This window comes from Mesorhizobium sp. 01N446, assembly GCF_056399285.1.
Genome location: NZ_JBFTRA010000002.1, coordinates 1,097,046 through 1,122,500, shown reverse-complemented (window position 1 = coordinate 1,122,500; position 25,455 = coordinate 1,097,046). Strand labels below are relative to the sequence as shown.

The 25,455-nt window shown below is 65.3% G+C and carries 19 protein-coding genes and 1 pseudogene; 14 read left to right on the top strand and 6 right to left on the bottom strand.

Annotation, left to right across the window (positions count from 1 at the left end):
• Window positions 1–15 precede the first annotated feature (15 nt).
• A complete protein-coding gene (locus AC1DPX_RS13835) occupies window positions 16–159 on the top strand; it encodes a hypothetical protein (protein ID WP_202358532.1) in 144 nt (47 codons plus the stop codon).
• Window positions 160–183: 24 nt separating this feature from the next.
• Here the strand turns inward: AC1DPX_RS13835 and AC1DPX_RS13830 are convergent, their stop codons facing one another.
• Together AC1DPX_RS13830 and AC1DPX_RS13825 are read right to left on the bottom strand one after the other, a co-directional pair.
• A complete protein-coding gene (locus AC1DPX_RS13830) occupies window positions 184–2,397 on the bottom strand; it encodes a cation:proton antiporter domain-containing protein (protein WP_477237519.1) in 2,214 nt (737 codons plus the stop codon).
• Between the two features lie 219 nt (window positions 2,398–2,616).
• Window positions 2,617–3,309, bottom strand: coding sequence for a DUF2270 domain-containing protein (locus tag AC1DPX_RS13825; protein WP_477237328.1), 693 nt, complete (start codon window positions 3,307–3,309; stop codon window positions 2,617–2,619).
• A 318-nt stretch (window positions 3,310–3,627) separates the two neighbouring features.
• On the opposite strand from AC1DPX_RS13825, the gene AC1DPX_RS13820 reads away from it, so the two are divergent.
• The 3 genes from AC1DPX_RS13820 (at window position 3,628) to AC1DPX_RS13810 (ending at window position 14,391) form a co-directional block, all read left to right on the top strand.
• Complete coding sequence (locus AC1DPX_RS13820; RefSeq protein WP_477237326.1) at window positions 3,628–9,024, top strand: autotransporter domain-containing protein; 5,397 nt, start codon at window positions 3,628–3,630, stop codon at window positions 9,022–9,024.
• 223 nt (window positions 9,025–9,247) lie between these two features.
• Window positions 9,248–11,524 carry a glycosyl hydrolase 108 family protein gene (locus AC1DPX_RS13815; RefSeq protein WP_477237324.1) on the top strand — a complete coding sequence of 759 codons (2,277 nt, stop codon included), beginning with the start codon at window positions 9,248–9,250 and terminating at the stop codon, window positions 11,522–11,524.
• A 23-nt stretch (window positions 11,525–11,547) separates the two neighbouring features.
• Window positions 11,548–14,391, top strand: coding sequence for a DUF2235 domain-containing protein (locus tag AC1DPX_RS13810; protein ID WP_477237322.1), 2,844 nt, complete (start codon window positions 11,548–11,550; stop codon window positions 14,389–14,391).
• Here AC1DPX_RS13810 and AC1DPX_RS13805 read toward each other — a convergent pair.
• Window positions 14,278–15,501, bottom strand: a complete 1,224-nt coding sequence (locus tag AC1DPX_RS13805; protein WP_477237320.1) for an MFS transporter — start codon at window positions 15,499–15,501, stop codon at window positions 14,278–14,280. The two genes, AC1DPX_RS13810 and AC1DPX_RS13805, sit on opposite strands and share 114 nt — an antisense overlap.
• 97 nt (window positions 15,502–15,598) lie before the next feature.
• Between AC1DPX_RS13805 and AC1DPX_RS13800 the strand changes: the two genes are divergently transcribed.
• Window positions 15,599–16,507: a LysR family transcriptional regulator gene (locus AC1DPX_RS13800; RefSeq protein WP_477237319.1), complete on the top strand. Its 909-nt coding sequence runs from the start codon at window positions 15,599–15,601 to the stop codon at window positions 16,505–16,507.
• A gap of 142 nt (window positions 16,508–16,649) precedes the next feature.
• Here the strand turns inward: AC1DPX_RS13800 and AC1DPX_RS13795 are convergent, their stop codons facing one another.
• Window positions 16,650–17,237 (bottom strand): 3-methyl-2-oxobutanoate hydroxymethyltransferase, encoded by a 588-nt coding sequence (locus AC1DPX_RS13795; protein WP_477237317.1) that lies wholly within the window; start codon window positions 17,235–17,237, stop codon window positions 16,650–16,652.
• Window positions 17,238–17,296: 59 nt separating this feature from the next.
• On the opposite strand from AC1DPX_RS13795, the pseudogene AC1DPX_RS13790 reads away from it, so the two are divergent.
• Together AC1DPX_RS13790 and AC1DPX_RS13785 are read left to right on the top strand one after the other, a co-directional pair.
• A pseudogene (locus tag AC1DPX_RS13790) lies at window positions 17,297–17,551 on the top strand (helix-turn-helix domain-containing protein); the annotation flags it as partial.
• A gap of 188 nt (window positions 17,552–17,739) precedes the next feature.
• Window positions 17,740–18,459: a gamma-glutamylcyclotransferase gene (locus tag AC1DPX_RS13785; protein WP_477237315.1), complete on the top strand. Its 720-nt coding sequence runs from the start codon at window positions 17,740–17,742 to the stop codon at window positions 18,457–18,459.
• 322 nt (window positions 18,460–18,781) lie between these two features.
• Here the strand turns inward: AC1DPX_RS13785 and AC1DPX_RS13780 are convergent, their stop codons facing one another.
• Window positions 18,782–19,663, bottom strand: a complete 882-nt coding sequence (locus tag AC1DPX_RS13780; protein WP_477237313.1) for an NAD(P)H-binding protein — start codon at window positions 19,661–19,663, stop codon at window positions 18,782–18,784.
• 115 nt (window positions 19,664–19,778) lie between these two features.
• On the opposite strand from AC1DPX_RS13780, the gene AC1DPX_RS13775 reads away from it, so the two are divergent.
• From AC1DPX_RS13775 to AC1DPX_RS13745, 7 genes are all read left to right on the top strand, one after another.
• Window positions 19,779–20,102: an ArsR/SmtB family transcription factor gene (locus tag AC1DPX_RS13775; RefSeq protein WP_115142524.1), complete on the top strand. Its 324-nt coding sequence runs from the start codon at window positions 19,779–19,781 to the stop codon at window positions 20,100–20,102.
• Window positions 20,099–20,530, top strand: coding sequence for an SRPBCC family protein (locus AC1DPX_RS13770; protein WP_477237312.1), 432 nt, complete (start codon window positions 20,099–20,101; stop codon window positions 20,528–20,530). Before AC1DPX_RS13775 ends, AC1DPX_RS13770 begins: the two co-directional genes overlap by 4 nt.
• Window positions 20,531–20,607: 77 nt before the next feature.
• Window positions 20,608–21,000 carry a VOC family protein gene (locus tag AC1DPX_RS13765; protein WP_477237310.1) on the top strand — a complete coding sequence of 131 codons (393 nt, stop codon included), beginning with the start codon at window positions 20,608–20,610 and terminating at the stop codon, window positions 20,998–21,000.
• A gap of 35 nt (window positions 21,001–21,035) precedes the next feature.
• Window positions 21,036–21,257, top strand: coding sequence for a hypothetical protein (locus AC1DPX_RS13760; RefSeq protein WP_477237308.1), 222 nt, complete (start codon window positions 21,036–21,038; stop codon window positions 21,255–21,257).
• A gap of 11 nt (window positions 21,258–21,268) precedes the next feature.
• Entirely contained in the window at window positions 21,269–21,697 is a 429-nt protein-coding gene (locus AC1DPX_RS13755) for a DUF1801 domain-containing protein (protein WP_477237306.1), read from the top strand.
• Window positions 21,698–21,731: 34 nt separating this feature from the next.
• A complete protein-coding gene (locus AC1DPX_RS13750) occupies window positions 21,732–22,124 on the top strand; it encodes a DUF1801 domain-containing protein (protein WP_477237304.1) in 393 nt (130 codons plus the stop codon).
• 197 nt (window positions 22,125–22,321) lie between these two features.
• Complete coding sequence (locus AC1DPX_RS13745; RefSeq protein WP_477237302.1) at window positions 22,322–23,416, top strand: acyltransferase family protein; 1,095 nt, start codon at window positions 22,322–22,324, stop codon at window positions 23,414–23,416.
• Between the two features lie 11 nt (window positions 23,417–23,427).
• On the opposite strand, the gene AC1DPX_RS13740 is transcribed toward AC1DPX_RS13745, so the two are convergent.
• Window positions 23,428–25,416, bottom strand: a complete 1,989-nt coding sequence (locus tag AC1DPX_RS13740; protein ID WP_477237300.1) for a glycoside hydrolase family 127 protein — start codon at window positions 25,414–25,416, stop codon at window positions 23,428–23,430.
• Window positions 25,417–25,455 lie beyond the last annotated feature (39 nt).

The window sequence follows — 25,455 nt, the reverse complement described above, 5'->3', positions numbered from 1 at the left end:
GGCGCGGGGTACGCAATGACCAAGAATCTCGGCAACGCACGCTATGTGCCGCCCAAGGACACGAAGGTTTCCTTCTTCAGCAAGGCAGCACCGGCGCTGTTTCCGCTCGTCGCGGCGGCGCTGGGTTACGTGATCGGGCGACAGTTCTTCGGCCTGTAGGTTGCGACAGCCGAGCCGGAAGGATCAGGCGCCGATTTCGGCTGCCGTCCCCTCGACATTGGCATCGGTTCGCTTGACGCGTTCGCTGGCCAGAAGCACGACCGGGCAGGCGACCGCGGCGAGCACGGCTGTCGCCGTGTCGCCGAAGAACAGCTCGTCGCCCGGCCGTTGGGTGACACCCATCACCACCATCGCGGCCCCTTTTTCCACCTCCCTGGCAATCGCCCTGTCTGCCGTGGCCCGGGTGCGGATCGCGGTGTCGACGGCGACGCCATAGCGGTCGGCGAGATCGGCGACATCCTTGAGCACGGCTTCCTCCCGGCGGTGCGAGACCGAGCCTGGCCGGCTGCCTTGCCTGGCTTGCGAGACATAGAGCACCTTGACGCGGGCCCGGTGCGGCCGCGCCAGCGCCAGCGCGAAATCAGCGGCGCGGCGCGCGACCTCGGTGCCGTTGACGGGGACCAGTATCGTGGTTCCGGCGCGCAGCACGGGCATCTTTCCATTGGCCTTGGCTCCGTTCAGCACGAGGCAGAGCGGGCCGTCGAACCCGCTGCTGATGTCCTTCAGCGCACCGCTGAAGGTGCCCTTGTCGGTCAGAGTGTTCTCCAGCCCGGCCAACAGAAGCCCATAGCCCTTGCGGGCTTCCGCGGCGATCGTCTCGGCGCTGGCTTCGAGCTCGGTGCGGGCTGTGAGATGAACCTTGTCGACAAGCGTGTCCTCTGCCCTGCTGACGGCTCTTGCGCTCCTGGCGGCCCCCTTCTTGACCTCCCTGGACGCGCGCTCCGGACCTTTGTCGTTAACCTGGCCGGCGAGCTTGCCGTCCTGGAGATGAAGCAGCGTGGTGGGCATGCCGCTGCCGCCGCCGACCAGGCCTGCAAGGTAAGCAGTGAATTTGCCGACCGGGCTGTCGTCGACCAGCAGCAGCAGGCGCTCCAGCCTGGAGACGAAGCCGCGCTCGTCGAGCAGTTCGCGGTCGACGCGCTGCTTCTCGGCATGTCCAACCGGCAGGCGGCCGAGCGCCCAGCGCAGCATGGGCGGCATGGCGAGCGTGGTGATGACGGCCATGGTGACGATCATCGTGAACAGATTGTGGGACAGGATGTTCATCGACAGGCCGATGCTGGCGACGATGACCTCGGTCGAGCCGCGGGCGTTCATGGCGCTGCCGACGGCGGTGGCCTCTTCGAACGACATGCCGGCGATCCTGCCGCCGAGAAAGGCGCCGCCGAACTTGCCGACGCTGGCGATGGCAACCAGTGCCAGCGTCAGCGATGCCAGCGTCGGATCGGCTAGCACGGTAAGGTCGGCGGACAGGCCCGCCATACCGAAGAACACCGGCATGAACAGGGCGGTGATGACGCCGCGCAACTGGCTCTCGATGTGATCGGACAGGATCGGCGATTCGCCGACAAGTATGCCGGCGACGAAGGCGCCGAGCACGGTGTGGACGCCGATCAGATTGGTGATCAGGGCCATGACGCCCATGATGATGAGGATCACCGTGATGACGGCATATTCGCTGCGGAAGGAATCGTTGCTCCAGCGGATCAGCGTGAAGACAAGGCGGCGGCCGATAGTGAAGGAAAACGCCATGAACAGCGCCACCTCGGCCACGGTGGTGATGAGTGGCAAAAACTGCAGGCTGCCATTGGTGGCGATGCCGAAGGTGACGGCGATAATCAGCCAGCCGATCGTGTCCTCGATGATGGCCGAGGAGATGATGACCTGGCCGAGATTGCGGCGCATGAAGTTCATCTCGCGCACCACCATCGCGACGATCTTGACGGAAGAGATCGACAGCGCCGTGCCGAGGAACAGCCCGGCGACGACGCGCTGTGTCGGGTCGGGCAGCAGGGTGTCCGGCAGGAACTGCGCCAGCGCGAAGCCGCAGGCGAAAGGCACGACGACGCCGGTGATCGAGATCGAGAAGCAGGCAGCCCCCACGCGGCGCACCAGGCGCAGATCCGTCTCCATGCCGGTCAACAGGAGGAGCAGCAGGATGCCAAGTTGGGAGACGGCATCGATCATGCTCTTCTGCGCCGGATCGCTGGAGAAGATCAGGTGCTGCGCGTCGGGCCATATCCAGCCGAGAAGCGAGGGGCCGAGCAGGATGCCGCCGATCAGCTGGCCCATGATCGCCGGCTGGCCGTAGCGCTGGAAGATTTCGCCGAGGCCGCGGCCGACCAGCAGGAGAAGCACGATCTCGGCAACGAACAGGCCTTCGGCCGAGCCGCCCATGCCTGAGGCGTGGCCGGGCGCGGTCGCGGCGAAGGCATTGCTTGCCGTTGCAAGAACCAGGATAGCCAACACGAGAATGGCCGCGAAGCGGCCTGACGTCGTTGCCGGTTGCCGGTTCATGGGTTCCCTCAAACGTCGCGGCGGACTGATCATGACAACGCATGGCCGGGATTTGCGTTGCAGCCGCCGGTTGCCGAAATTGGTAGTCAGCGATCGCGGTCAGACGTGGACGTCGCCGAAGGCGAGTTCGCCGTCGTCGCCCGCCGCGAAAAGGACGATGGCGAGCAATCCGACATAAAACGCGGCCACTATCACCACGATCGCGACGCCTGGGATGGGACCAAGCGCGGCGCTGTCGATCGCCTCGCGCAGCGAGCCGACAAAGCCGGTTCTGACCCCCGCGGTTTGCAGGCTGGGTGTCGATATCTTCAGCACCCATGCCAGCAGCAGGATGAGGAAGAGGTAGATGTAATTGCGGCGCAGGCGCCGCGCCAAGGCGGCACGATGCGACAGCAGGAATTTCGGCGCGCGCAGGCCTTCGCCGACGATGAGCAGCCAGTCCGAGGCGAAGTCGGGCTGCGGCGAGAAGATCTGCGCGAAATAGTGGCGCTCGAACTGGCGCACGCGGGCTCGATAGAAGTCGAAGAAGCGGTAGCGGCGCGCCTCGATCCACAAAAGCAGCAGGATCAGCAGCATGGCGAACAGCAGCACGCCATGGTGCGCGCTGGCCGTCGACAGCGACACTGAAAGCATTGCCGCCACCACGGTGATCGACCAGTTCGTGGTCCTGTCGAGCCGATCACGCCAGCCCGCCATGCGCGCGATCTCGGCGCGGTGAAAATGCGACAGCGTGTTCACGCGCTCCGTCGAGGAAAGGACGGGACCCACGGGCGTCGCCGACGCATCGTTCATTGCAGCCTCCGGCAAGGACTAAAACAGTTTGCCGGCAACATTGTTCCCTGGTCGACGCCGTATCGATGCGCGGCGATTCGCCTGTCGGCGCGACGCGGGAGCAATCCTGCCCGATGGGAGCATCAGAACCCCCATTGCGAGCCGGATGACGCGGCGATGTCCTGAATTGTCCGCATCTGTCCCTAACTGCCGGTATCGACCAGCGGCGCACGCCTCTAGCTTTTTCTTCGGGCCACCGGCCGGTGCGCCCGAGGGGATGTTGCGCGGGTCGAACGCCGATCCGCAAGCTGGGGCAGGGACGGAATGGACAATCAACCGATGGCAGGCCGGCGACCGATGGCAAGCCGGCGTGCCTCGCTCGCGCTGGGGCTGGCGGGGCTGCTGCTGTCTAGCTCGACATTGGCGCTGGGCGCCTCGCTGACCTGGAACGGGTCTGGCTCGGGCAACTGGTTCACATCGGGCAACTGGACGCCGTCCTCGGCGCCGACCGCCAGCGATGACCTCACCATCAACAGCGCCGGCGTCAATACCGCGACCGTCAGCTTGGCAGGTGCTTCGGCCAGGACAATCAATATCGGCAGCTCGGCCGGTTCGAACGGGGCGCTCGTGGTCACTGGCGCCGGCACGCTGTCGGTGGCGAGCAACTATCTCATCGTCGGTGACTTCGGCACCGGCGCGCTGACCGTATCGGCTGGCGGCAGGATCACCAGCGCCGGCGGTGTCGTCGCCAACAACCCGTCCTCTTCCGGCACGGTGACCATCACCGGTGCCGGATCGCAATGGACGAACAACTTCCTGTCGATCTCGGCTGATGCCGGCGCGGTCGGCCGCGTCAGGGTCGAGACCGGCGGCAGGCTGTCGTCCAGCGGCAATGTCATGATCGGCGAAAGTTCCGCGCTTGCCGACGGCCAGCTGATCGTCACCGGCAGCGGTTCCAACTTCACCATGACCGGATCGATCGCCACCCAGTTCGTCATCGGCGCGACCGGCAAGGGCGATTTCCAACTGCTCGACAATGCTACGGCGACGACCATACGCACCTATGTCGGCGGCAATGTCGGCACCAGCGGCGTCGGCACCGCGACGGTTTCGGGCGGCGCGTCATGGGCGACCGGAAATCTGTTCGTCGGCCAGACGGGGACCGGGACGCTGATCCTCTCCAGCGGCGGCAAGCTCACCACCACCTATACGGTTGGGGCCAGCACGGCGGCCAATATCGTCAACGGCAAGGTGACGGTCACCGGCGCCGGTTCGCAATGGAAGATCACGGGCGCCTACAGCAATGTGCCGCTGGCGATGGGGTCAATCGGCCAGACATCGGAACTCAATGTGCTCGCCGGCGGCACGGTGCTGATCGATTCCACCGCCAGCGGCTTCCTCAACGGCGACGCCAGGATCGCCAACACCGCCAATTCGAAGGCGGCGATCGCGATCGACGGCGCGGGATCGAGTTTCACCACGCCCTATCGCCTCTACCTTGGCAACGCCACCAATTCGACCGCCTCCGTGATGGTTTCAGGCGGCGGCAAGCTCAACACCGGCTACACCAACATATCAAGCGCCAGCGACGCCACGGCAGCGACATCGGACATCGTCACGGTGATCGGCGCGGGTTCGCTATGGACGATCAGCGACACGCTTGGTTCCGGCCCCAGTGATCTGCAGGGGCTTACCATCGGGGGCGCCGGCAAGGGCGTGCTGACCATCGCCGACAGCGCCGTCGTCAGGGTCAATGGCGGCGCCGGCACGGTCGGCATCGGCGCGCTGGCCGGCTCCTCGGGCACGCTCAACATCGGCGCCGCTGCCGCCAGCCCCGCGGCCGCGCCCGGCACGCTCGAGGCGGCGCAGGTGATCTTCTCAGGCTCCGCCACCGGGCCGATGGCGATCAATTTCAACCACACTTCCAGCAACTATGTCTTTGCGACGAACATTGGCGGCTTCGGCCCGCTGGCCGGCCCCGCCGCCGTCAACATTCTTGCCGGCACCACCATCTTCACCAGCGAAAACGCTTATTCAGCTGTCACCAATATCAGCCCCGGCGCTGTCCTGCAGCTCGGCAATGGCGGCACGACCGGCAGCATCCGCGATGGCGTCGTCAACAATGACGGCACGCTGATCATCGACCGTTCGGCCGATATCTTCCCCCGCTACGCCGGCGTCATTTCCGGCTCAGGTTCGCTGGTCAAGAACGGCACGGGGCTGATCACGCTGATCGGCGCCAACACTTATAGCGGCGGCACCACGATCAACACCGGCGAGCTGCGCATCGGCAACTTCTCGGCCGATGGCGCGCTGACCGGCAACTATGTCAATCACAGCAAACTCTCGGTGTTCTTCAACGGCACGCCCAGCTATTCGGGTGTCATCTCGGGCGAAGGCAGTTTCGAAAAGAGCGGCAACGGCACGCTGACGCTGACCGGCGTTCAGACCTATACCGGCGGTACGACGCTGTCTTTCGGCAGCCTCATCCTCGGCGGCAGCGATAGGCTGGTGACGACAGGCGCGCTGATCGGCAGCGGCGGCGTCTTCGACCTCAACGGCTTCAACCAGACGGTCGGCGATCTCTCCGGTTACGGCCGCCTCGAGATCCGTACAGGCACTCTCACCGCAGGCGGTTCGGCCGACACGCTCTACCAGGGCCAGATCAACGGCACTGGCGCCTTCACCAAGCAAGGCAGCGGCACGCTGATCATTGCCGGCAACAAGAATTTCTCTGGCGCCACCAACGTCAACGCCGGCACGCTGATGGGCGACGGCTCGATGGCATCGAGCACTTTTCAGGTCAATTCCGGCGGCGCGCTCGGCGGTACCGGCTCGCTGGGCGCCACGACCATCGCCAATGGCGGCACGCTACTTGGGCTGGCCGGCCAGACGCTGACGATGGCGTCATTGACGCTTAACGACACCTCTAATCTCAACGTCTCGCTGGGGGCGGCGAACTCGATGCCGCTGTTCGACGTCACCGGCGCACTGACGCTGGACGGCAAGCTGTCGGTGAGTGACGCCGGCGGTTTTGGCAACGGCACCTACCGCATTGCCAATTATGGCGGGACGTTCACCAATAACGGCCTCGTCATCGGCACCGTGCCGCCGGGCTTCAACCCGGGCGACTGGTCGATCCAGAGCGGCGGCGGCGTGGTCAATCTGCTGGTCGCGACCGGTGGCGGCGAACAATATTGGGACGGCGCCAACATGACGCCCGGCGTGATCGCCAACGGGCGCGGCGGCAACGGCACCTGGGATGCCGCGAGCAGCAACTGGACCAACGCCGCCGGCGACATCAACGCCGCCTGGGCGAGCCAGAAGGCGGTGTTCGCCGGCACGCCGGGCACGGTGACGGTGGTCGGTTCGCACACCTTCACCGGCCTTCGCTTCGTCTCGCATCCGACGGACTGGACCTACACGCTGTCGGCTGGTGCGGGTGGCGCATTGGTGACCAATTCGGCCGCCACCGAGATCATCGTCGCCGCCGATCCAGGTGCGGCGGTCAACAAAGCTTTCATGATTGTCGGCATTTCCGGAACGGGGAGCATCGTCAAGCTCGGCGACGGCTCACTGACGCTGGGCGTGGCCAATTCATACCAGGGCGGTTCGACCATCAAGGAGGGCGAACTCGTTGCGGCGGCCAATGGCGCGCTCGGCACCGGTGGGGTTTCGGTGTCGGGCGCGCCGGCGGCAACGCTGAAGCCGGTGCTGCGCTTTGCCGGTCCGGTCAGCGCCGGCAGCCTGTCGATCTCGACGCAGAACGGTTCTGTCGTCTTCGACAACCAGTCGAGCGCCGGCACCTCGACCATATCAAACCAGGGTAACGGCATGACGGTGTTCCTGGCCGGCAGCAGCGCCGGTTCGGCCGTCATCATCAACCAGGGTGGCGGCACCACGTCATTCCGTGGCGACAACGCATCCAATGCCGCGAAGATCATCAACCTGGCCGGCGGCAAGGTCGACATCTCGGCCTTCGACGCGCCAGGCCTGTGCAACTGCGTTTCGCTGGGCTCGGTCTCCGGCGCCGGCGATATCGCGCTCGGCGCGCATACGCTCAAAGTTGGTGCGCTCAATCTCGACGAGACGATTTCGGGCGTCATCTCCGATGGCGGTGCGCTGGCCAAGGGCAGTTTTGGCAAGGACGGCACCGGCAAACTCATCCTGTCCGGCGCCAATACCTATCTCGGCACCACGACCGTCAATGCCGGCCTCCTGCAAATCGACGGTTCGCTGGGCTCGGCCGATGTCTCGGTGGCGAGCGGGGCGATCCTTGGCGGCAACGGCGCAATCGGAGGTTTGGCCGGCGGCATGGTGACCATCCAGGCCGGCGGCCATCACGCGCCCGGCGCCTCGATCGGCACGCAGACCATCAATGGCAATTACAGGTTGGCCGGCACGCTCGACATCGAGGTCGACACGGCCAGCGCCGACAAGGTGGTGGTGACGGGCACTGTCGACGTGACCGGCGGCACGCTTGCTCTGCATGAGCTCACAGGCACCGGCTGGCAGCCGAGCCAGACCTACACCATCATCGACAATCAGGGCGCAGGCGCGGTGACCGGGCAGTTCGCAGCGATCAGCCATGTCTATGCCTTCCTGACGCCCGACGTGAGCTACACCGGCGGCGACGGCAACAATGTCGTGCTGACGCTGACCCGCAACGCGGTCGACTTCTCGTCCGTTGCCGAGACGCCGAACCAGAAGGCGGCCGCCGGCGGCGTCGAGCAGCTTGGCGCCGGCAATCCGGTCTACAATGCCATTGCGCCACTTTCGGCCGACGGCGCGCGCTTTGCCTTCGACGAGCTGTCGGGCGAGGTGCACGCGGCCGTGTCCGGCCTGCTCCTCGACGAAAGCCGGCTGCTGCGCGACGCCGCGCTCGGCCGCACCGGTGTGGCCATCGCCAATCCCGGGGCAAGGGGCTTCTGGATGCAGGGCGCCGGCCTTGCCCGCTCACTGGGAAGCGACGGCAATGCCACCGATGTCGACGCCAGCACCGGCGCCTTCTTCGCCGGTGCGGACGCCAGCGTGGGAGACGGCTGGACGCTCGGCTTCCTCGGCGGCATCGGCGTCACCGCGCTCGACATCGATGACCGTGCCTCCTCGGCTGATATCACCAGCGTGCATCTCGGCGCGTATGGCGGCGGCATGATCGATGCCGTGCATCTGAAATTCGGCGCCGGTTACAGTCATCATGATATCGACACCACGCGCGACCCGTCCTTCTCCGGCTTCAGCGAGCAACTGAAGGCGAGCTATGGCGCGAGCACCGTGCAAGTGTTCGGCGAGGCGTCGCGGGCTTTCGATGTCGGGGCTCTCAAGGTCGAGCCGTTCGCGGGGCTGGCCTATGTGCATTTGTCGACCGACGGTTTTGGCGAGGAGGGGGGAGCCGCCGCGCTCGGCTCGGATAGCATTAGCAATGACGCCACCTTCACCACGCTCGGCGCACGGCTCTCGCAGACATTCACGGTCGGCGGCACGGCGCTCGAGGCGCGCGCCTCGCTCGGCTGGCGGCATGCCTTCGCCGACCTGCCGGCGGCGCGGCTGTCCTTCGCCGGCGGGGACGCCTTCACGGTCACCGGCGTGCCGATCGCCAGGGACGCGCTGGCGCTGCAGGCCGGCGTCGATCTCGCCATCGGCCAAGCCAGCCGGCTCGGCTTCACCTATGACGGCCAGTTCGCCTCAGGCGGCATGGAGAACGCCTTCAAGGCGACTTTCTCGACCCGTTTCTGAGTGTGTCGGCACTGCCCCTGGAGCCTACGCGAAATAGGGCGGCAGATCGTGCCGGCAATCCATTGGCGGCCGCTTTTCGACTGCGACCGGACTTCTTGAAGGTTTGGGCGAATAGCCTTTTAGAACAAGTTGAATTACCTTCTATTAACTTCGAATCAGCGTCGCTTGACATATTAGGTAATATAAGAATACGATTTGGAGTTGCCGAATTGGGGGGGCTCCAATGACGGACATTTCTGTAAGCGCGAGCTTGCTCTCTCGTGCTGCGAAGAGGAATGGCTATGCCGTTCCTGCCAAAGGCCTGGTGTTCTTTGGCATTCGTGGCCTGTCTCCAGATCATCCGTTCGATAATACTTTTGCGCAGAGTCAGCCGGCGCATTTCAGCGCCTATGATTTCCGCCACATGCGCTGCACTCTTGGGCAGTGGAAGGTGGAGACAGGTGAAGTGGCGCTGTTTCCAGGTTCGACCGTACCGTCCCTGCCCAACATCACCAACGCCAAGGCCAAGGGCGGCTCCGGCACCAATCTTTTGATGCCTGGCCGCTTCGAGCATGAGCGTGGCACGCACAAGGCCGGCAAGCCTAGTGGCCACCGGGCCTTTCGTCAGGCGTCCTTCCAGCCGGTGTGGCGCACCGCCGACAATCTGGACTACGATCTCAAGGACAGACTGGATTTCGGCTCGAGCTCGGGCGATTTCGTCTGGGACAATATCCACTGCGCCTATTACGACAATCCGGAGGCGGGCTATTCCAGCGCCGGCTGCCAGGTCGTCTGCGGCCTGCCGCAGTCGCCGTCGCGCCACATGGCGCCGGAGACGGGCCCCTGGCGCGCCTTCATCGACAGCGCCTACGGCACCAGTCAGACCCGTTTCGTCTATCTGCTGTTCACCGCCGAGGAATTGTCGTCCGTCGACAAGATCGCCGACACGGCGCTCAAGCAGGTTGTCTGCTTCGGCTCGTCGGGCGCGCTCGCCAAGAAAGTGCAGCAGGCGCTGGTCAAGCAAGGCGATTTGCAGGGCACGCCCGATGGCGCCTTCGGACGCCTGTCGCTGATGGCGCTGGTGAATTTCCAGAAGCGCCAGTTTGGCGCGGGCGCAGCCGACGGCGTGTGTGGCGAGAAAACGGCGGCAGTGCTTGGCATCGATCTTCCCACCATCGCCAACGCCGGTACGGCGCCGATGCCGACGGGTCCCGCCGACGAGGCGACATCGGGCAATCCGGATCTTCCCGACGAGACCGATCTGGCGCCCGATGTGCTGACGATGCTGCTTGTGGCGCTGGGATTGCAGCCGCCGCCCGACGCTCCGGCGTCGACGTCGGCGGGCCCGGCCGCCGGCCCGGCCCAGGGAAGCGGCGCCTCGACGGCCGGCTCGGCGGCGGTATCGCCACCGGCCGATGGCGGCAAGGCCAATTTCGAACGCGCCCAGGAAATCGTTCGCGAGTTCGAAGGCGGCTATTCCGACGACCCGAAGGATCCTGGCGGGGCCACCAACTTCGGCATCACCCGCAAGACGCTTGCGGCCTGGCGCGGCAAGCCGGTCTCCAAGGCCGACGTCGCCAATATGAGCTATCAGGAAGCCAAGGAGATCTATTTCTCGGAATACTGGTCGAAATCGTCCTGCGGCGCGATGCCTGGTCCGCTGGCGCTCGCCGTCTACAATGTCGCCGTCCACGCCGGGCTCGGCACCGCGGCAACCTATCTGCAAAAGGCGCTCAACCAGAATGGCGCGGCGGTGGCCGTCGATGGCGGCATCGGCGGCGAGACCCTGGGCGCGATCCCGAAGACGCCGCTGCCGGATGTGATCGGCGACGTCATCGATCTCTATGACGCGAAGCTGCGCGCGCATCCCGACTACGAGCATTTCAAGAACGGCTTCAATCGGCGCGTCAACAAGCTGCGGCTCGAAACCGAGCGCTGGCTTGAGGAAGACGGCGAACAGACGCTTCCGATACCGACGCCGAACCTAGAGGAAGGGGATCCTGTCGTGACGGACAAAGTGAGCGAATTCATTCAGGCGCTGCTGGCTGCACTGCAACCCGGCGCGACCACAATAACTGGAACCACGACGACCACGCCGACAACCACCACGACGACGACCACGCCGGCACCGGGAACGGGAACCACCGTGGCGGCGGCTGCCAGCCTGGCCTTGCTTCTGCGTCAGCTGGCGCAAGGTCTGGATGGCAACCCTGTCGTCCTGCCGCCGAATTCGGCGGCCACCAATGTGCTGACGCCGGTCAATGGCGCGCTCGGCCAATGGCTGGGAAAGTTGCTGGATGGGCGCAAGAGCGCGCTCGGCATTATTGGGGTGCTGGCAAGCGCCTTGCTGACGCCGGGAACGGCCGGGGCGGCGGCGACCACATCTCCCCTGGGCGAGCTCATTCCGATCATAGGCTCGATACCGGGACTGGCGCCGATCATGATGCCGATCTCGCTGGCGCTGACCGCGTGGGGCCTGCTCGGCAAGATCGACAAATACGTGCGCGCGGCAAAGCAATAGGACTGGCGCCAAGGGGGGAACCAATGGCTGATGTTCCAGGCGATGGACCATCCCGGAACATCGTCGTCTTTGCCGATGGCACCGGCAACAGCGCCGCCAAGGCGTTCAAGACCAATGTGTGGCGCCTCTACCAGGCGCTTGACCTGACCAGTGCGGACCAGATCGCCGTGTTCAGCGACGGTGTCGGCACCTCGCAATTCAAGCCTTTCGAGATCATCGGCCTGGCGCTCGGCTTCGGTGTGAAGCGCCGCGTGCTGGCGCTCTACAAGTTCCTTTGTCTCAACTATGAGCCGGGCGACAGGATCTTCGCCTTCGGCTTCAGCCGCGGCGCCTTCACCATCCGCGTGCTGGTCGGCATGATCGCCAGCCAAGGGCTGGTCGACTTCAAGACGGAAGAGGAACTCGACCGCAACGCGCTCGCCGCCTATCGGGCGTATCGGCCGAAGGCCTTTGGTTCGAAACTGCCTTGGGTGGTGTTCGCCCGCTTCGTGCGCGACCGGGCGGTCGACCTGTGGAATGAGATCACCGGGAGCCGCCCCTACGCGCAAGTGCAACTGCAAGCACCGGCCTTCCGCTCGGCCGGCGAGATCCGCATCGCCTTCGTCGGTGTATGGGACACCGTCTCCGCCTATGGTCTGCCGGTCGACGAATTGACCAAGGCGGTGGACAAATGGGTCTGGCCAATGACATTCGCCAACAGGGACCTTCTCGGCGCCGTCGATTGCGCCCGGCAGGCCTTCAGCATCGACGACGAGCGGCGCACATTCTTTCCGATACCCTGGAACGAACCTGCTCCGGCACTGGCTGCGGCGATCCGGAAGGAGATTGCCGTTCCCGATCCGCGCCTACTGCAGGTCTGGTTCGCCGGCTGCCACGCCAATGTCGGCGGTGGCTATCCGGACGACAGGCTTGCCCACATACCCCTGTGCTGGATGATCGGCGAGGCCGCCGAGCAAGGCCTGCAATTCAAGAAGGATCTGGTCGCCGACTATTGGGACTATGCGTCCGAGACCGGGCGCATCTACGATTCGCGATCCGGCGTCAGCGTTTTTTACCGCTACCATCCGCGCGATGCCCAGGATCTGATGGAGCGTGACGGGCAGCGCATCAACCACGGCGTAAAGCCGCTGGTCGATGCCAGCGTCATAATCCGCATGGCGAAGGGATCCGACGACTACGCGCCGATCGCGCTGCCCGAGCATATCGACGTGTTGTCGCCCCTCGGCGAGCGGATACCCTTCATCGGCCTGCCGGGCAAACGCCTGGCGCCGACAAGCAAAGCCAAGCCTGTCGACAAATTGCCGCTCCCGATCGGTCGCGAGCGCGATCTGGCCGACATGGACGAGAAGCTCCGCGAAGCGCTGGAAAAGCTTCAGGAGAACGGCGCCGGCAGCGCCGAGAAGGCGAGCAAGGTACCGGCGTCCGGTGAAGGCAACGCAGCCGGCGGCGGCATTCACCCGCAGAGCCGCCTGCAACGCGCGGAGTTGATGCGGGACACCGTGTGGTGGCGCCGTGGCGTGTACTATGCCTTGCTGTCGATCGCGGTCCTGTTCCTGACGTTTCCGCTGTTCGCCGGCTATGTCACGCTCGATGTCGGCGGTGAAATCGGAAAGTCCGCTTCCGGCCTCATCGGGCCGATTTTCGGTCTGGTCAGCGGCTTGCTGCCTGGTTTCGCCGCGCCGTGGATCGATGCGGTGGTCAATTATCCGCCGCCGGCCGCGATCCTGGCGGCGCTGCTTGGTATTCTGCTTTGGGTCAACGGCGTGTTGCGCACGCGTATCAACGACCGGGCGCGGGCCGCTTGGAATGTCAACGCCGGGCGCAGTGCGACGATGCTGCAATCGAGCAGGAATGATGCGCATCGCCGCACGTCGCTGTTGGGAACGGTCAGCCTTGGCGCGGGCGCATTGGCCGTGTGGCTTGGTGGAAATTACTACACCGGCTGGGCCTTCGCCGCGGCGGCGCTTGGCTTGCTCGGGATCTATCTCTTGCTGACCCGCAGAGGACCGAGCCGCAAGGCCGTGCCGGCACCTGTCTCTCTCCGCTTCGCCCGCGCCGTGCGGACCGACCCCTTTGCCATACGGGTCTACAACATGCTGAGGGAATATGTGCTGCCGGCGGTATTTCTTACCTTGTCGATTGGCCTCATTTTGTTTGCCGTCAACAAGACCACGTTCGAGGTCGCCGACTCCATGGGCGCCTTCTGTGAGGAGCGGAAGGGAGAATTGCCCAAAACCGAACAGCTGACGGGAAAAGTAGCCGAGTTCAAAACATCGCAGATGTGCAGCGACACCGGCAACTGGTTGCAGGAAGGTGTTCGCTACGAGGTCGCCATTTCAATCAAGAACAAATGGTCCGACAGAACGCTGTGTGCCGATACGCGCGGTGTGGGTGGAGGAAGCGTAACCCATTACTTCGGCACCCTGCTCAAGCGCTGGTGGGCCGAACCGTATTTCAAGCCCATCGCGCGTGTCGGCACATACGGCAATGACGAGTATGTGCTAAATCCCGTCGACCCCGCTGTCGCCAACCCTGGGGTTGCCAACCCCGCAGCCGCTGTCACCTGTCCGAATAACGAGCTCAGGGCAGAGATCAAGCCCAAGGCGTCGGGCGAACTCTATGTCTACGTCAACGACGCGGTGATTGCCTTGCCGGGGTTGAACGACCTGTTTTATCGCGAAGACAACAATCACGGGTCGGCTGAGATAATAGTCAGCAAGGTGAACGTGTTTCCTTGCAAACGATCGGCCGGCTCAGTTCCGCCCGCCGATCCAGTCGACGAGAAGTGCGACGAGCCCAAAGGCGCCGCTGATGGTGCACGCGCAAGTCCACCCGCCCCAGCTCCAGGCAACACCGGCCAGCAATGAGCCGATGGCGCCGCCGATGAAGAAGATGCCGACGAACAGGCCGTTGAGGCGGCCGCGCGCCTGGGGCTGAAGCAGATTGACGGCGCGGCGGCCGAGCGTCTGGTCGCCTGTGACGCCGATGTCGAGCAGCACGGCGCTGACGCCCATCAGCACGAGCGGCTGCCATGACGCGCCGGGCTGAGAGGCGCCGGCCCAGGCGGCGAGCGCCATCGCGCCGATCAGCACGAGATGGCAGGCGATGGTGGCGGATCGCGTCCAGCCATGGTCGCCGGCGCGGCCGAACAGCGGCGTGACCACGGCGCCGCCGGCGCCGACGAGCGCGAAGAGTGCAATGCCGCGCTGGCCAAGGCCGAAGGGCGGCTGTGCGAGACGCAAGGCCACCGCCGTCCAGAACAGGCTGAACGCCGCCATCACCAGCGCCGCCGTCAGTGCGCGCCGCCGCAGCACCGGCTCGTCGCGCAGCAGACCGAACAGCGAGGCAATCAGCGCGCCATAGGTGGATTTCGCTTGCGGGCGGCGCTGCGGCAAGGTGAAGGCGAGCACGCCGGCGAGCAGGACGAGCGCGGCGGCGCTGAGGCCGTAGAAGGCGCGCCAGCCCCAGGCGTCGGCGATCAGGCTGGCCAGCGGCCGCGCCAGCAGGATGCCGATCATCAGGCCGCTCATGACATCGCCGATAACGCGGCCGGCCTCGCCGGGCGGCGCCATCGAGGCGGCGATCGGCACCAGGATCTGGATTGCCGAACAGGCGGCGCCGAGGACGAACAGCACGATCAGCAGCGAAGCGGTGGTGGGCGCGAAGGCGGCGACGCCGGCCGCAAGGGCGGCCGTCAGGAGCATGCGCAGGATCAGGGCGCGGTTCTCGGCAAGGTCCGCCATCGGCACCAGGAAGAACAGGCCGGCAGCATAGCCGAGCAGCGTGGCCATGGCGACGAGGCCGACGCTGGCGGCGCCGGCGCCGAGCGACGGCCCGATCAGGCCGACCAGCGTCTGCGGCGCGAACAGATTGGTGACGATGATGCCGGTGGAGGCGGCGAAGAGCAGCGTCTGCGGGCCGGTGATGGTGCCAGCCGACAGCCGCTCGCACAGCTGGCCATGATTGGTGTCAGGCATGGAGTCCTCAAGAAGTTGCATATTGTGAGAGGACTTTATGCTGAAGCATTATCATGCTACAATTCAATCAATTCGATAATGATTATGCGAGATGTGTATGAACATCCATGACCTCGAAGCCTTCATCGCCGTGGTGGAAACCGGTTCGATCGTCGGCGCCTCGGCCAGGCTCAACCTGACGCAGCCGGGCGTCACGCGCCGCATCCAGAATTTGGAGGACGGGCTGGCGACCGCACTGCTCGACCGTCAGTCGAAGCCGCTGAAGCCGACGGCGTCTGGGCGCGAGGCCTACGAGCACGGCAGGCGGGTGCTGCGCTCGCTGGAAGATTTGAAGGCCGGCGTCTCGCCGCAAGGCGAGGTCAAGGGCGAATTCCGCCTGGGCATCATGCCCTATCTCTCCGACGCGGCTCTTGCGCTGCCGCTCGACAGCCTGCGCGCCGCCTTTCCGCGGCTGACGCTGCGCATCAGTTCGGGCTGGTCGCCAAGGCTGGTGGAGCAAGTGGCGCGCAGCGAGCTCGACGCCGTGGTGGTGTGCCTCGCCGAAGGCCTGGCGCCGCCGGACGAGCTGGTCTGCGACGATCTCGGCGCGCAGTCGGTGCTGCTGGTCGCGTCGCCCGGCCTCGGCGTGCCGAAGCCGGCGAAGCTCGCCGACCTGTCGCGCTTCGCCTGGGTGATGAACGAAAACGGCTGCGGCTTTCGCGCCTTCATCCGCCAGAGTTTCGAGGCGGCGAGGCTGCCGTTCCAGGTCGGGGTGGAGGCGCTCAGCGTCGACCTCAGAATGTCATTGGTGGCGCGCGGCCACGGCATCGGCATCGTCACGCCCGGCGCCTTCGCCGACAGCCGCTGGCGCGACAAGGTGGAGGTCATCGACTGTCCCGACTTCAAACCGCAAGTGCGCGCCTGGCTGCTGCACCGCCCGCCCGCCGGACGGCTGGCCCGTCCGATCACGCTGTTTCGAGACGCGCTGATCGACGGGCTGAGGGTTCCGATGCCGCTGGTGTCGTGAGTTGGGCGGTGAATTGCATTGCCGCCTGAACAGCGCTCCCCAAGGCAGTGGCGCACGGAGACGACGCCCGATGCCGTTGTGCCGAGGTTCGTCCGCTTCAAGGATCACTCGGATGGGTTGCTCAGCCGGTGCGGCAGTCGCGCTAGTCCCGTCCTGCCTCCAACGCCTCGCGAAACGCTTCCAGCTCGGCATCAGCAATCCCGGCGATCTCGGCGTCGCTTGGATAGCTGCCGTCCGCAACCTCCCTGCGGAAGTTCCACAGCGCCTCGACGCGGGCGTCGCGGACGGCCTTGTGCAAGGCGGCAAGATTGCCCCAGGCGCGGGCATGGCGGGGCAGGCGGGCGCTTTCGCCACAAATGTCGGACGTGAACAGGAACATCACATCCGCCGCCGGGCCTGAGCCGAGCGACACTGTGACCAGCCCGGAGCGGCAGTTGATCTCGGCCATGACTTCGGCCGGAATGATCTCGCATTCGACGGAGAAGGCGCCGGCATCCTCCAGCCGGCGGAAGCGGTCCCAGAGTTCGAGCGCTTCGGTAGCGGTCTTGCCGACGGCCCTGATGCCGCCGACCCAGGTCGATTTGCGCGGCACGAAGCCGAGATGACCCATCACCGGGATCTGCTCGTCGGCGAGCATGCGCACCGTGTCATGGCCGCGCCCGGTGATGACGGCGTCGGCGCCCGTCGTGATCGCAGAGAGGGCGGTGCGCAGGATCTCGTCCGAGGTCACCGCGTCGGCGAAGCCTAGCGCCTGGTGCCGCCTGGGCGGCGTCCGACCTTGCGGAGGTCACCGGCCTCGGCGCCTCGCAGGTGCGGCGGCTGTTCCAGAAACATCTGCGCACCAGCCCGCACCAATGGCTGATGCGCGAGCGGCTGATGCAGGCACAATCGCTGCTGGTGCAAGGCGACCAGCCGCTGGCCGAAGTCGCCGAAGCCTGTGGCTTCTGCGACGTCTACCATTTCGGCCGCGAGTTCAAACGCTCGGTGGGGATATCACCGGCAGCCTGGCGGCGCAGCGAGTTGAGTGCCGCCCCGGGGCGGTAGATTGGGTGAGTCTTTTCAGGTGCTTGGGTGTGTGTGCTCAGGTTTTGAGTCGGCGGGGTCGCTTCCGATTGCCAGCGGCGCCGACTCTGGAGAAAAGTCATCAGCGAACTCTAAACCAGGAAGCGATTGCCCTGGCGTCCTTCCGGCTCGCCCTTGAGAATCCCTCTGCCTTGGGCAACATGACGAACATGAACAAGCCGATTTCCACCAACCCGCCGCGCAAGGCGCCGATGGCGCTGACCGAGGCGCTGGTGGCGCGGACCATGCGGGTGGTCGAGGATGCCGGGCCGACGCCGGGCATGGTCTACATGACTGACGCCGACTATGCGCGCTTTCGCGACGAGATCCTGGCCTCTGCACCGCCTGGGCCGCTGAAATTGTTCGCCTATGGCTCGCTGCTGTGGAAGCCGGCGGGCGAGGTGCGGGGCGGCGAGCGGGCGGTGGCGCGGGGCTGGCACCGGTCGTTCTGCTTCACGGTGCAGCGTTTTCGTGGCACGCTCGAGCAGCCCGGCCTGATGATGGCGCTCGACCGTGGCGGCCAGTGCCAGGGCATGGTGTTCGAGATCGCCGAGCCGGTTGCCGCCAATCTGGAGGCGCTGCTGCGCCGCGAGATGACCATCCTGCCCGCCGTCAACGTGCCGCGCTGGCTGCGGGTCAGCACCGAGAACGGTGAGGGCCGGGCGCTCGGCTTCGTCGTCGATCCGGCCAATCCGCGCTATGCCGGCAAGCTGGACAAGAAGGCGGTCGCCACGACGTTGGCCAGAGCCGTCGGCCACTGGGGCTCGGGCGCGCAATATCTGTTCGAGACGATCCGCCACCTCGACGCCTGCGGCATACGCGACCGCAATCTGTGGCAGCTGCAGGAACTGGTGGCGCGGGAGATCGGGCGTGCCCATTCGGCCCTCTAGCTGTTCTGCGAGGACGTTTTGACCAGTCGCCTGCGCTGACGGATCGTCTGTCTTCGCGATTGGCGGAAACATCCACGGCTTCGTCATCCACGGGCGGAGCAAGGAGCGAAGCGACGCGGCGCAGACCCGAGGATCCATGCCGGGACTCCTGAGCCTCGCCACGGTGCAGAATTCTGCTCCGCTGCACACTTCGATAGACGTCACGAAATGGATCCCAGGGTCTCCGCGACGGAGCTTCGCTCCTGCTTCGCCCAGGGATGACGAAGTTGGGAAGGCCTCGGCTAATCCTCCATCCATCGGTCAAAATAACTGAGCCGGGGAACTAGCCTTTCGTCAGCACCCCAAACACTGCCCGAACCAGGAAATCCCGAAAGCTTTCCGGTGGCTTACCTGTAAGCGCGGTGAAATCGCTGGAGGTCGAGGCATAGCGACCCTCGGCGATCGAGGCGCACAGGCTGGAGAAGGCCTGTGGCCACGGCTCGTCGAGGCGCGCCGACGCCGAGGCCAGATAATCGCCGAGGGCGCAGGGGCGATAGCGCAGGGGCTGTGCCGTTGCCTCGCTATAACAGGCAGCGATCTCGTCGAAGCCCAGCGGCCGGTCCCCGGTGATCGTGTAGAGGGCGCGGGATGTGTCGGCCCCGGCCGCCGCCGCTGCAACGGCCGCCGCCGCTGCAACGGCCGCCGCAACATCGCCGCGCGATACCGGCGCAACCAGGCCTTGTCCGGCAGGCAGCGCGAGTTCGCCCGAGGCTGGTGCGAGCCAGGTGTCGAGGATGAAATCGCTGTAGAGGCCGCAGCGCAGGATGGTCGAGGGCACGCCGCAGGCGGCCAGCCGGCGCTCGGCGTTCCGGTAGGCAGGCGCGTAGTAGAAGGGCGAGGTCTCGCCGATGTCGATGATGCTGGTGAAGGTGATGTGGTGGACACCGGCTGCGGCTGCCGCCGCTATGGCGTTGGCATGATGGCGCGTGACCGTATCCGCCGCGCCATCGCTTGAAATCAGCACCAGCCTGTCGATGCCGGCGAAGGCTGCTTTCAGCGCCGAGGCATCCTCGTAGTCGCCGACGCGCAGCGCTGTTGCCTGGGGCAGGCGGCTCTGCGCGGCCTCAGGCTTGCGTAGCAGCGCAGCCACCTGATGGCCGCGCGATGCCAGGCTCGAGACGACGGCGCACCCGACATGGCCGGTGGCTCCCGTGACGAGGATCATCAGCGTGCTCCATCTTCTGCCCAGTCGAGTCCTGCATCAGTCCAATCCTGCTCTTGACGAACATATATCCCTGTGGTTATACGTCAACCAATAGCCAACGAGTTATCGATCTGACATGCCAGACGCCCATGACATGCTCTTCAGGACGCTCGCCGACCCRACCAGGCGGGCGATTTTCGAACGGCTGTGCCGCCAGGGCGAGCAGACGGTGGGGGCGCTGACGAGCCAGTCCGGCGTCTCGCAGCCGGCGGTGTCGAAGCATCTGGGCGTGCTCAAGCAGGCCGGGCTGGTGCGCGACCGCCATGAAGGCCGCCAGACGCACTACAGCGCGCAGCTTGGCGCGCTGGCGCCGCTGATGGACTGGACGCGTGATATGGCCGGGTTTTGGGAGGCTCGGTTCGATGATCTCGAGGATTTGCTCAAAAGGATGGACCAGTGAACGATAGTGCCACTGAAAACCGCACTGTCGTCGTCGAGCGGCAGATTTCCCATCCGCCGGAAAAACTCTGGCGCGCGCTGACGCAACCGCATCTGATCGAGGAGTGGCTGATGAAGAACGATTTCAAGCCTGATGTCGGCCACCGCTTCAATATCAGCGCCGATTGGGGCGGTGTGCTCGACTGCGAGGTGCTGGCAGTCGAGCCGAACAAGACGCTGTCCTACACCTGGAACCTCGCGCACCCGGACCCCGCGTTCGATCTCAGGAGCGTGGTGACCTTCACGCTCACCCCGACGCCAACCGGGACGCATCTGCGCATGGAACAATCCGGCTTCCGGCCCGATCAGCGGCGCGCCTACGGCGGCGCCAAGATGGGTTGGCCGCAATTCTTCGAGAAGCTGGAACAGCTTCTGAACCGGACGGACTGAGGTCCACCGGCCGCTTGAACCCAACACCTGACTTCACCCGGGCGGCTCACCGCCAGCAAAACCTATGGAGAAAGACGATGAAGATCAAACTGACCAGCATCTATGTCGACGACCAGGAAAAGGCGCTGGCCTTCTACACCGGTGTGCTCGGCCTGACCAAGAAGGCCGATTTCAGCAACGGGCCGTTCCGCTGGCTGACGGTCGCCTCGCCGGACGAGCCGGAGGGCACCGAGCTGCAGCTGGTGCTCAACAGCCAGCCGGCCGCCAAGGCCTATCAGCAGGCGATGTTCGAACAGAGCCAGCCGGCGGTGATGTTTTTCACCGACGATGTCAAGGGCGATCACGAGCGCATCACCGCGCGCGGCGGCACGTTCGCCATGGCGCCGACCGAGGTGACCGGCTCGACCATCGCCAAGCTGAACGACGGCTGCGGCAATCTCATCCAGATCACCGAGCTGGCGCGCTGGTAGCGCGCCCGGTTTCACGCGTTTCACGGGAGGTCATCTTGGACTGGAGCAAATGGATCAGGCAGGCGCATCGCTGGCTGTCGATCATCTTCACGGCGACCGTCGTCGCCAATTTCGTCACCATGGCGTTTGGACAGCCGCCGGCCTGGGTGGTTTACTCACCACTGCCGCCGCTCTTCCTTATGCTGTTCAGCGGCCTCTATATGTTCGTGCTGCCCTATGTCGCGAAAGGACGCAGCACGCAGCGGGCCAACGGATAGGAGGAAAGCGCATGGCCAAGTCGACATCCGCCAAGGCCGAGCCAAAACTGCTTTCCGGCGGCAACCCGCAGATCGCCAAGGGTTATGGCGATGCTCCCGTGCAGGCCTATATCGCGGCGATGCCGGGCTGGAAACGCGAGATGGGCGGGCGTCTCGACGCGCTCATCGAGCGCGTCGTGCCCGGCGTGCACAAGGCGGTCAAATGGAACTCGCCGCTCTATGGCGTTGAAGGCGAGGGCTGGTTCCTCGGCATCCATTGCTTCACAGGGTATATCAAGGTTGCCTTCTTTCGCGGCCTGTTGCTGGATCCGGTGCCGCCGGGTGAATCCAAGAGCCAGGACACGCGCTACCTCGACATCCATGAGGACGACGCGTTCGACGAGGCGCAATTCAGCGCCTGGGTGAAGCAGGCCAGCCAATTGCCTGGCGAGCGCATGTAAGCGCGCTATTGTTCAATTTTTTGAGGAGAACAGCATGACCGGATCGCAGGAGAGCAAATCCCCCTCCGAACTGATCGACGGCAGGATCGAGGAGCTCGGCGACTGGCGCGGCGAGATGCTGGCCCGGCTGCGCGCGCTCATCCATCAGGTCGATCCCGATGTGGTCGAAACGTGGAAATGGCGCGGCGTGCCGGTGTGGGAGCATGACGGCATGATCTGCACCGGCGAGACTTACAAGAGCGTCGTCAAGCTGACATTCGCCAAGGGCGCGGCGCTGCCCGATCCGGCGGGGTTGTTCAACTCGAGCCTTGAAGGGAATACGCGGCGGGCTATTGATTTTCAGGAGGGGGAAAAGGTCAACGAGGACGCGCTGAAGGCGCTGGTGCGGGCTGCGGTGGCTTTGAACAAGTCGAAGGGTCGCAAGTAATTCTGCCGGCAGGCAGGCGAGGGGCAGCGCCGACGCCAGAAGATTGYCAATGACTTTGACACTGCATGGCAGCAGCCAAGAATGGCTCGCTGTCTGCACCCCGCGAAACCATCCGTGTTTACGATCTGGGAAGTTTGATGGTGCTAGACATCTGGGAATGATGGCTGGCCTCGTTGGCCGGCCCGGATGGATTTGCCATGAACAGCCCGATGCGCATGCCGTGGGTGGACACGGCCAAAGGCCTCTCGATCATCCTCGTGGTCATGATGTATTCGGCCTACAACACCGGGGAGTACACGGGCGGCGTCGGCTTCCTGCACTATGTCATCGGCTTCGCGACGCCGTTCCGCATGCCGGAATTCTTCCTGATCTCGGGCCTGTTCCTGTCGCAGGTGATCGACCGGCCGTGGCGGCGCTATGCCGACCGGCGCGTCGTCCACTATCTCTATTTCTACGTGCTGTGGGCGATCATATCGATCGGGCTGAAGATCGGCGTCTTCAGCAGGGATCCCGGCGGCATGCTGCACGATCTCGCAATGGCCGTCGTCCAGCCCTATGGCGTGCTGTGGTTCATCTACATGCTGGCGGTGTTCGGCCTTGTTGCCAAGCTTTTGCGGCAGTTCCGCGTGCCCGCCTGGATCGTCATCCCGTGTGCCGCCGCCCTGCAGATGTGGGCGCCGCATCCCGACAGCTATGCGCTTGAACAGTTCGCGGCCTATTTCGTGTTCTTCTATGTCGGCTTCCTCATGGCCCCGCTGGTGTTCCGCCTCGTCGAATGGACGCAGCCCCGCCCGATGCTGGCCGTCGCCGGCCTGGCTCTGTGGGCTGTCGTCAACGGCCTGCTCGTCTATTCGCCGGGCTATGCCATGCAGCCGGTCGGCATGCAGATGGGGTTGGCGGCATGGCCGCCGCTGCATCTCACCTTGGCCATCGCCGGTGCCGTGGCGCTGTGCGTGCTTGGCGGCTTCCTCTGCACATTCGCCTCGATGGAATGGCTGCGCTGGCTTGGCGAACATTCGCTGGTCGTCTATGTCGCCTTCACCATCCCGATGTCGCTGTTCCGTGGCGCCGCGCTGGCAAGCGGCCTCTTGACAGACACCGGCATGCTCAGCCTGGCGGTGCTGCTGGTCTCGATCATCAGCCCTGTCGTGCTCTACCTCATCATCCAGCGCGTCGGCTTCGGCATGTTCCTGTTCGAGCGGCCGGCTTGGGCGCATGTCGACAACAGCGCGCCGCAAGCCGCACCAAAGACCGCGCTGCCTGCTGCCGCCGCCCAATCGAGCCGGCCCTAGTCGAGCCCGCCTCAACCGTCGCGCAGCCACACCAGCATCTCGCCGGGCTCGCGATTGTCCCAGGCGTAGTAGGGGATGGCGGTCAGCCGCGTCTCGACGCTGGCCGGCGGCTCTCGCCGGTAGAGCCCATCCTGCCAGCCGTCGCCGGCATCGGCCCACGCCGTGGCTGAAAGCGTCACCACACCGCCCAGCAGCGCGGGCGCTTCATGCGCCTCTATGCCTGCCGTGCGCGGCAGGGTCAGGCGATGCAGCCGGCTGTCATTGTCGGATGCCTCGACGCAGTAGATCAGCGGCCCGCGCGACAGCGCGACGCGGCCGGCATCCTGCCGGACCTCGGGGTTGGCGTAGAGCCGCTCGATCGGCATTTCGAGGTCGAGCCGGACGCGGTCGCCGTTTTTCCAGACGCGCCGGATCGCGGCATAGCCGTCGCTGATCATGTCTTCGAGGTCGACTGCCTCGCCATTGATCTCAAGCGTCGCGCTGCTGCTCCATGCCGGGATGCGCAGATGCAGCGTGAACTCCACCGGCGCCTGCGGTTCGACCGTGATCCCGACGGCGCCATCCCAGGGATAGCGGCTTGCCTGCGTCAGGCTGACCGCAGTGCCCGCAATGTCGAAACGGGCGGTGGAGTCGCCATAGAGATGCACGGCCAGCGCGTCGTCGGCCAGGCTGTAGAAATAGCTGCCGATCGAGGCGACCATGCGCCCGACATTGGGCGGGCAGCATGGGCAGCGGTGCCATTTCCACCGGTTGTGCCGGCCCCGGCTTTCCAGCGGGTTTTCGTAGAAGAACAGCGAGCCGTCGAGCGACAGGCCGGAGATCGAGCCATTGTAGAGGGCGCGCTCCATCATGTCGGCATACCGCGCGTTCGGTCCCATGCCGAGCATGCGGCTTGCCCAGAACACCAGGCCGACGGCGGCGCAGGTCTCGGCATAGGCGCTCTCATTGGGCAGGTCGTAGTCGCTGGTGAAGCCCTCATTGTGCGCCGAAGGCCCGAGCCCGCCGGTGATGTAGAGGTTTTTCGTGGTGAGGTCGTCCCACAGCCGGTCGAGCGCGACGCGCAGGCTATCATCGCCATATTCGGTGGCGATGTCGGCCATGCCCGAATAGAGATACATCGCCCGCACCGCATGGCCGACGACCTTGTCCTGCTCGCGCACTGGCCGGTGCGACTGGCTGTATTCATAGGTCTTGAAATGGTAGGCCCTGGGGTCGGCGCCACGGGCGCGCGCCTCCTCGTCGAAATAATGCGGCTGCTGGCCGCGCTGGTCGATGAAGTACTTCGCCAGCTCCATGTATTTCTGCTCGCCGGTAACCCGCGCCAGCTTGACCAGCGCCAGCTCGATCTCCTCATGGCCGCAATAGCCCTTCTTCTTGCCGGGCTCGGGGCCCAGCACCGAAGCGATGTGGTCGGCGTAGCGGCACATGATGTCGAGCAGCTTGCGCTTGCCGGTCGCCTGGTAGTAGGCGACCGCGCCTTCGATCAGGTGGCCGGCGCAATAAAGCTCGTGGCAGTCGCGCAAATTCGTCCAGCGCTTGCCGGGCTGGATGCGCTGGTACCAGCTGGAGAGATAGCCGTCCTCCTGCTGCAGCCTGCCGTACATGTCGATGACGGCGTCGATCTTCTTCTCCAGTTCCGGGTTCTTGCGCCGGTAGAGCGAATAGGCCGCGGTCTCGATCGTCTTGCCGAGATCGGAATCCCAGAACATCTGCGTCGTCACCGTCGAGCCGGTGAATTCGGCGCCCTGGCGGTCCGCTTCATCGGGCGAGGGCGAGTGGAAGGGAATGACGATGCCGGGCGAGGGGCGGTCCGGATCGATCTGCTCCAGCATGCGTGCCGCCACGCAGCGCTCGTAGAGGATGTCGGCGGTGCGGGTGGCGACAGCATCGGCGCGGTCGCCCCAGAAACCGTGCACGTCGACCTGCGGCACCGGCAGCGGCCGGAAGGCGAGCCTGGGCTTGGCCGTCGTGGCGGGGCGGGGGGATGGCGATGCGGTCATGAACTCACTCCATTGTATCGATTGGTTGACGGCCTCGGC

Excerpts from the sequence above, each read along its gene's own strand:
- AC1DPX_RS13740 (WP_477237300.1), bottom strand. The coding sequence starts at position 25,416 with ATGACCGCATCGCCATCCCCCCGCCCCGCCACGACGGCCAAGCCCAGG.
- AC1DPX_RS13830 (WP_477237519.1), bottom strand. The coding sequence starts at position 2,397 with ATGGGCGGCTCGGCCGAAGGCCTGTTCGTTGCCGAGATCGTGCTTCTC.
- AC1DPX_RS13820 (WP_477237326.1), top strand. The coding sequence starts at position 3,628 with ATGGCAGGCCGGCGACCGATGGCAAGCCGGCGTGCCTCGCTCGCGCTG.
- AC1DPX_RS13750 (WP_477237304.1), top strand. The coding sequence starts at position 21,732 with ATGACCGGATCGCAGGAGAGCAAATCCCCCTCCGAACTGATCGACGGC.
- AC1DPX_RS13825 (WP_477237328.1), bottom strand. The coding sequence starts at position 3,309 with ATGAACGATGCGTCGGCGACGCCCGTGGGTCCCGTCCTTTCCTCGACG.
- AC1DPX_RS13800 (WP_477237319.1), top strand. The coding sequence starts at position 15,599 with ATGAACATCCATGACCTCGAAGCCTTCATCGCCGTGGTGGAAACCGGT.
- AC1DPX_RS13835 (WP_202358532.1), top strand. The coding sequence starts at position 16 with ATGACCAAGAATCTCGGCAACGCACGCTATGTGCCGCCCAAGGACACG.
- AC1DPX_RS13815 (WP_477237324.1), top strand. The coding sequence starts at position 9,248 with ATGACGGACATTTCTGTAAGCGCGAGCTTGCTCTCTCGTGCTGCGAAG.
- AC1DPX_RS13810 (WP_477237322.1), top strand. The coding sequence starts at position 11,548 with ATGGCTGATGTTCCAGGCGATGGACCATCCCGGAACATCGTCGTCTTT.
- AC1DPX_RS13805 (WP_477237320.1), bottom strand. The coding sequence starts at position 15,501 with ATGCCTGACACCAATCATGGCCAGCTGTGCGAGCGGCTGTCGGCTGGC.
- AC1DPX_RS13780 (WP_477237313.1), bottom strand. The coding sequence starts at position 19,663 with ATGATCCTCGTCACGGGAGCCACCGGCCATGTCGGGTGCGCCGTCGTC.
- AC1DPX_RS13745 (WP_477237302.1), top strand. The coding sequence starts at position 22,322 with ATGAACAGCCCGATGCGCATGCCGTGGGTGGACACGGCCAAAGGCCTC.
- AC1DPX_RS13785 (WP_477237315.1), top strand. The coding sequence starts at position 17,740 with ATGAACAAGCCGATTTCCACCAACCCGCCGCGCAAGGCGCCGATGGCG.
- AC1DPX_RS13765 (WP_477237310.1), top strand. The coding sequence starts at position 20,608 with ATGAAGATCAAACTGACCAGCATCTATGTCGACGACCAGGAAAAGGCG.
- AC1DPX_RS13755 (WP_477237306.1), top strand. The coding sequence starts at position 21,269 with ATGGCCAAGTCGACATCCGCCAAGGCCGAGCCAAAACTGCTTTCCGGC.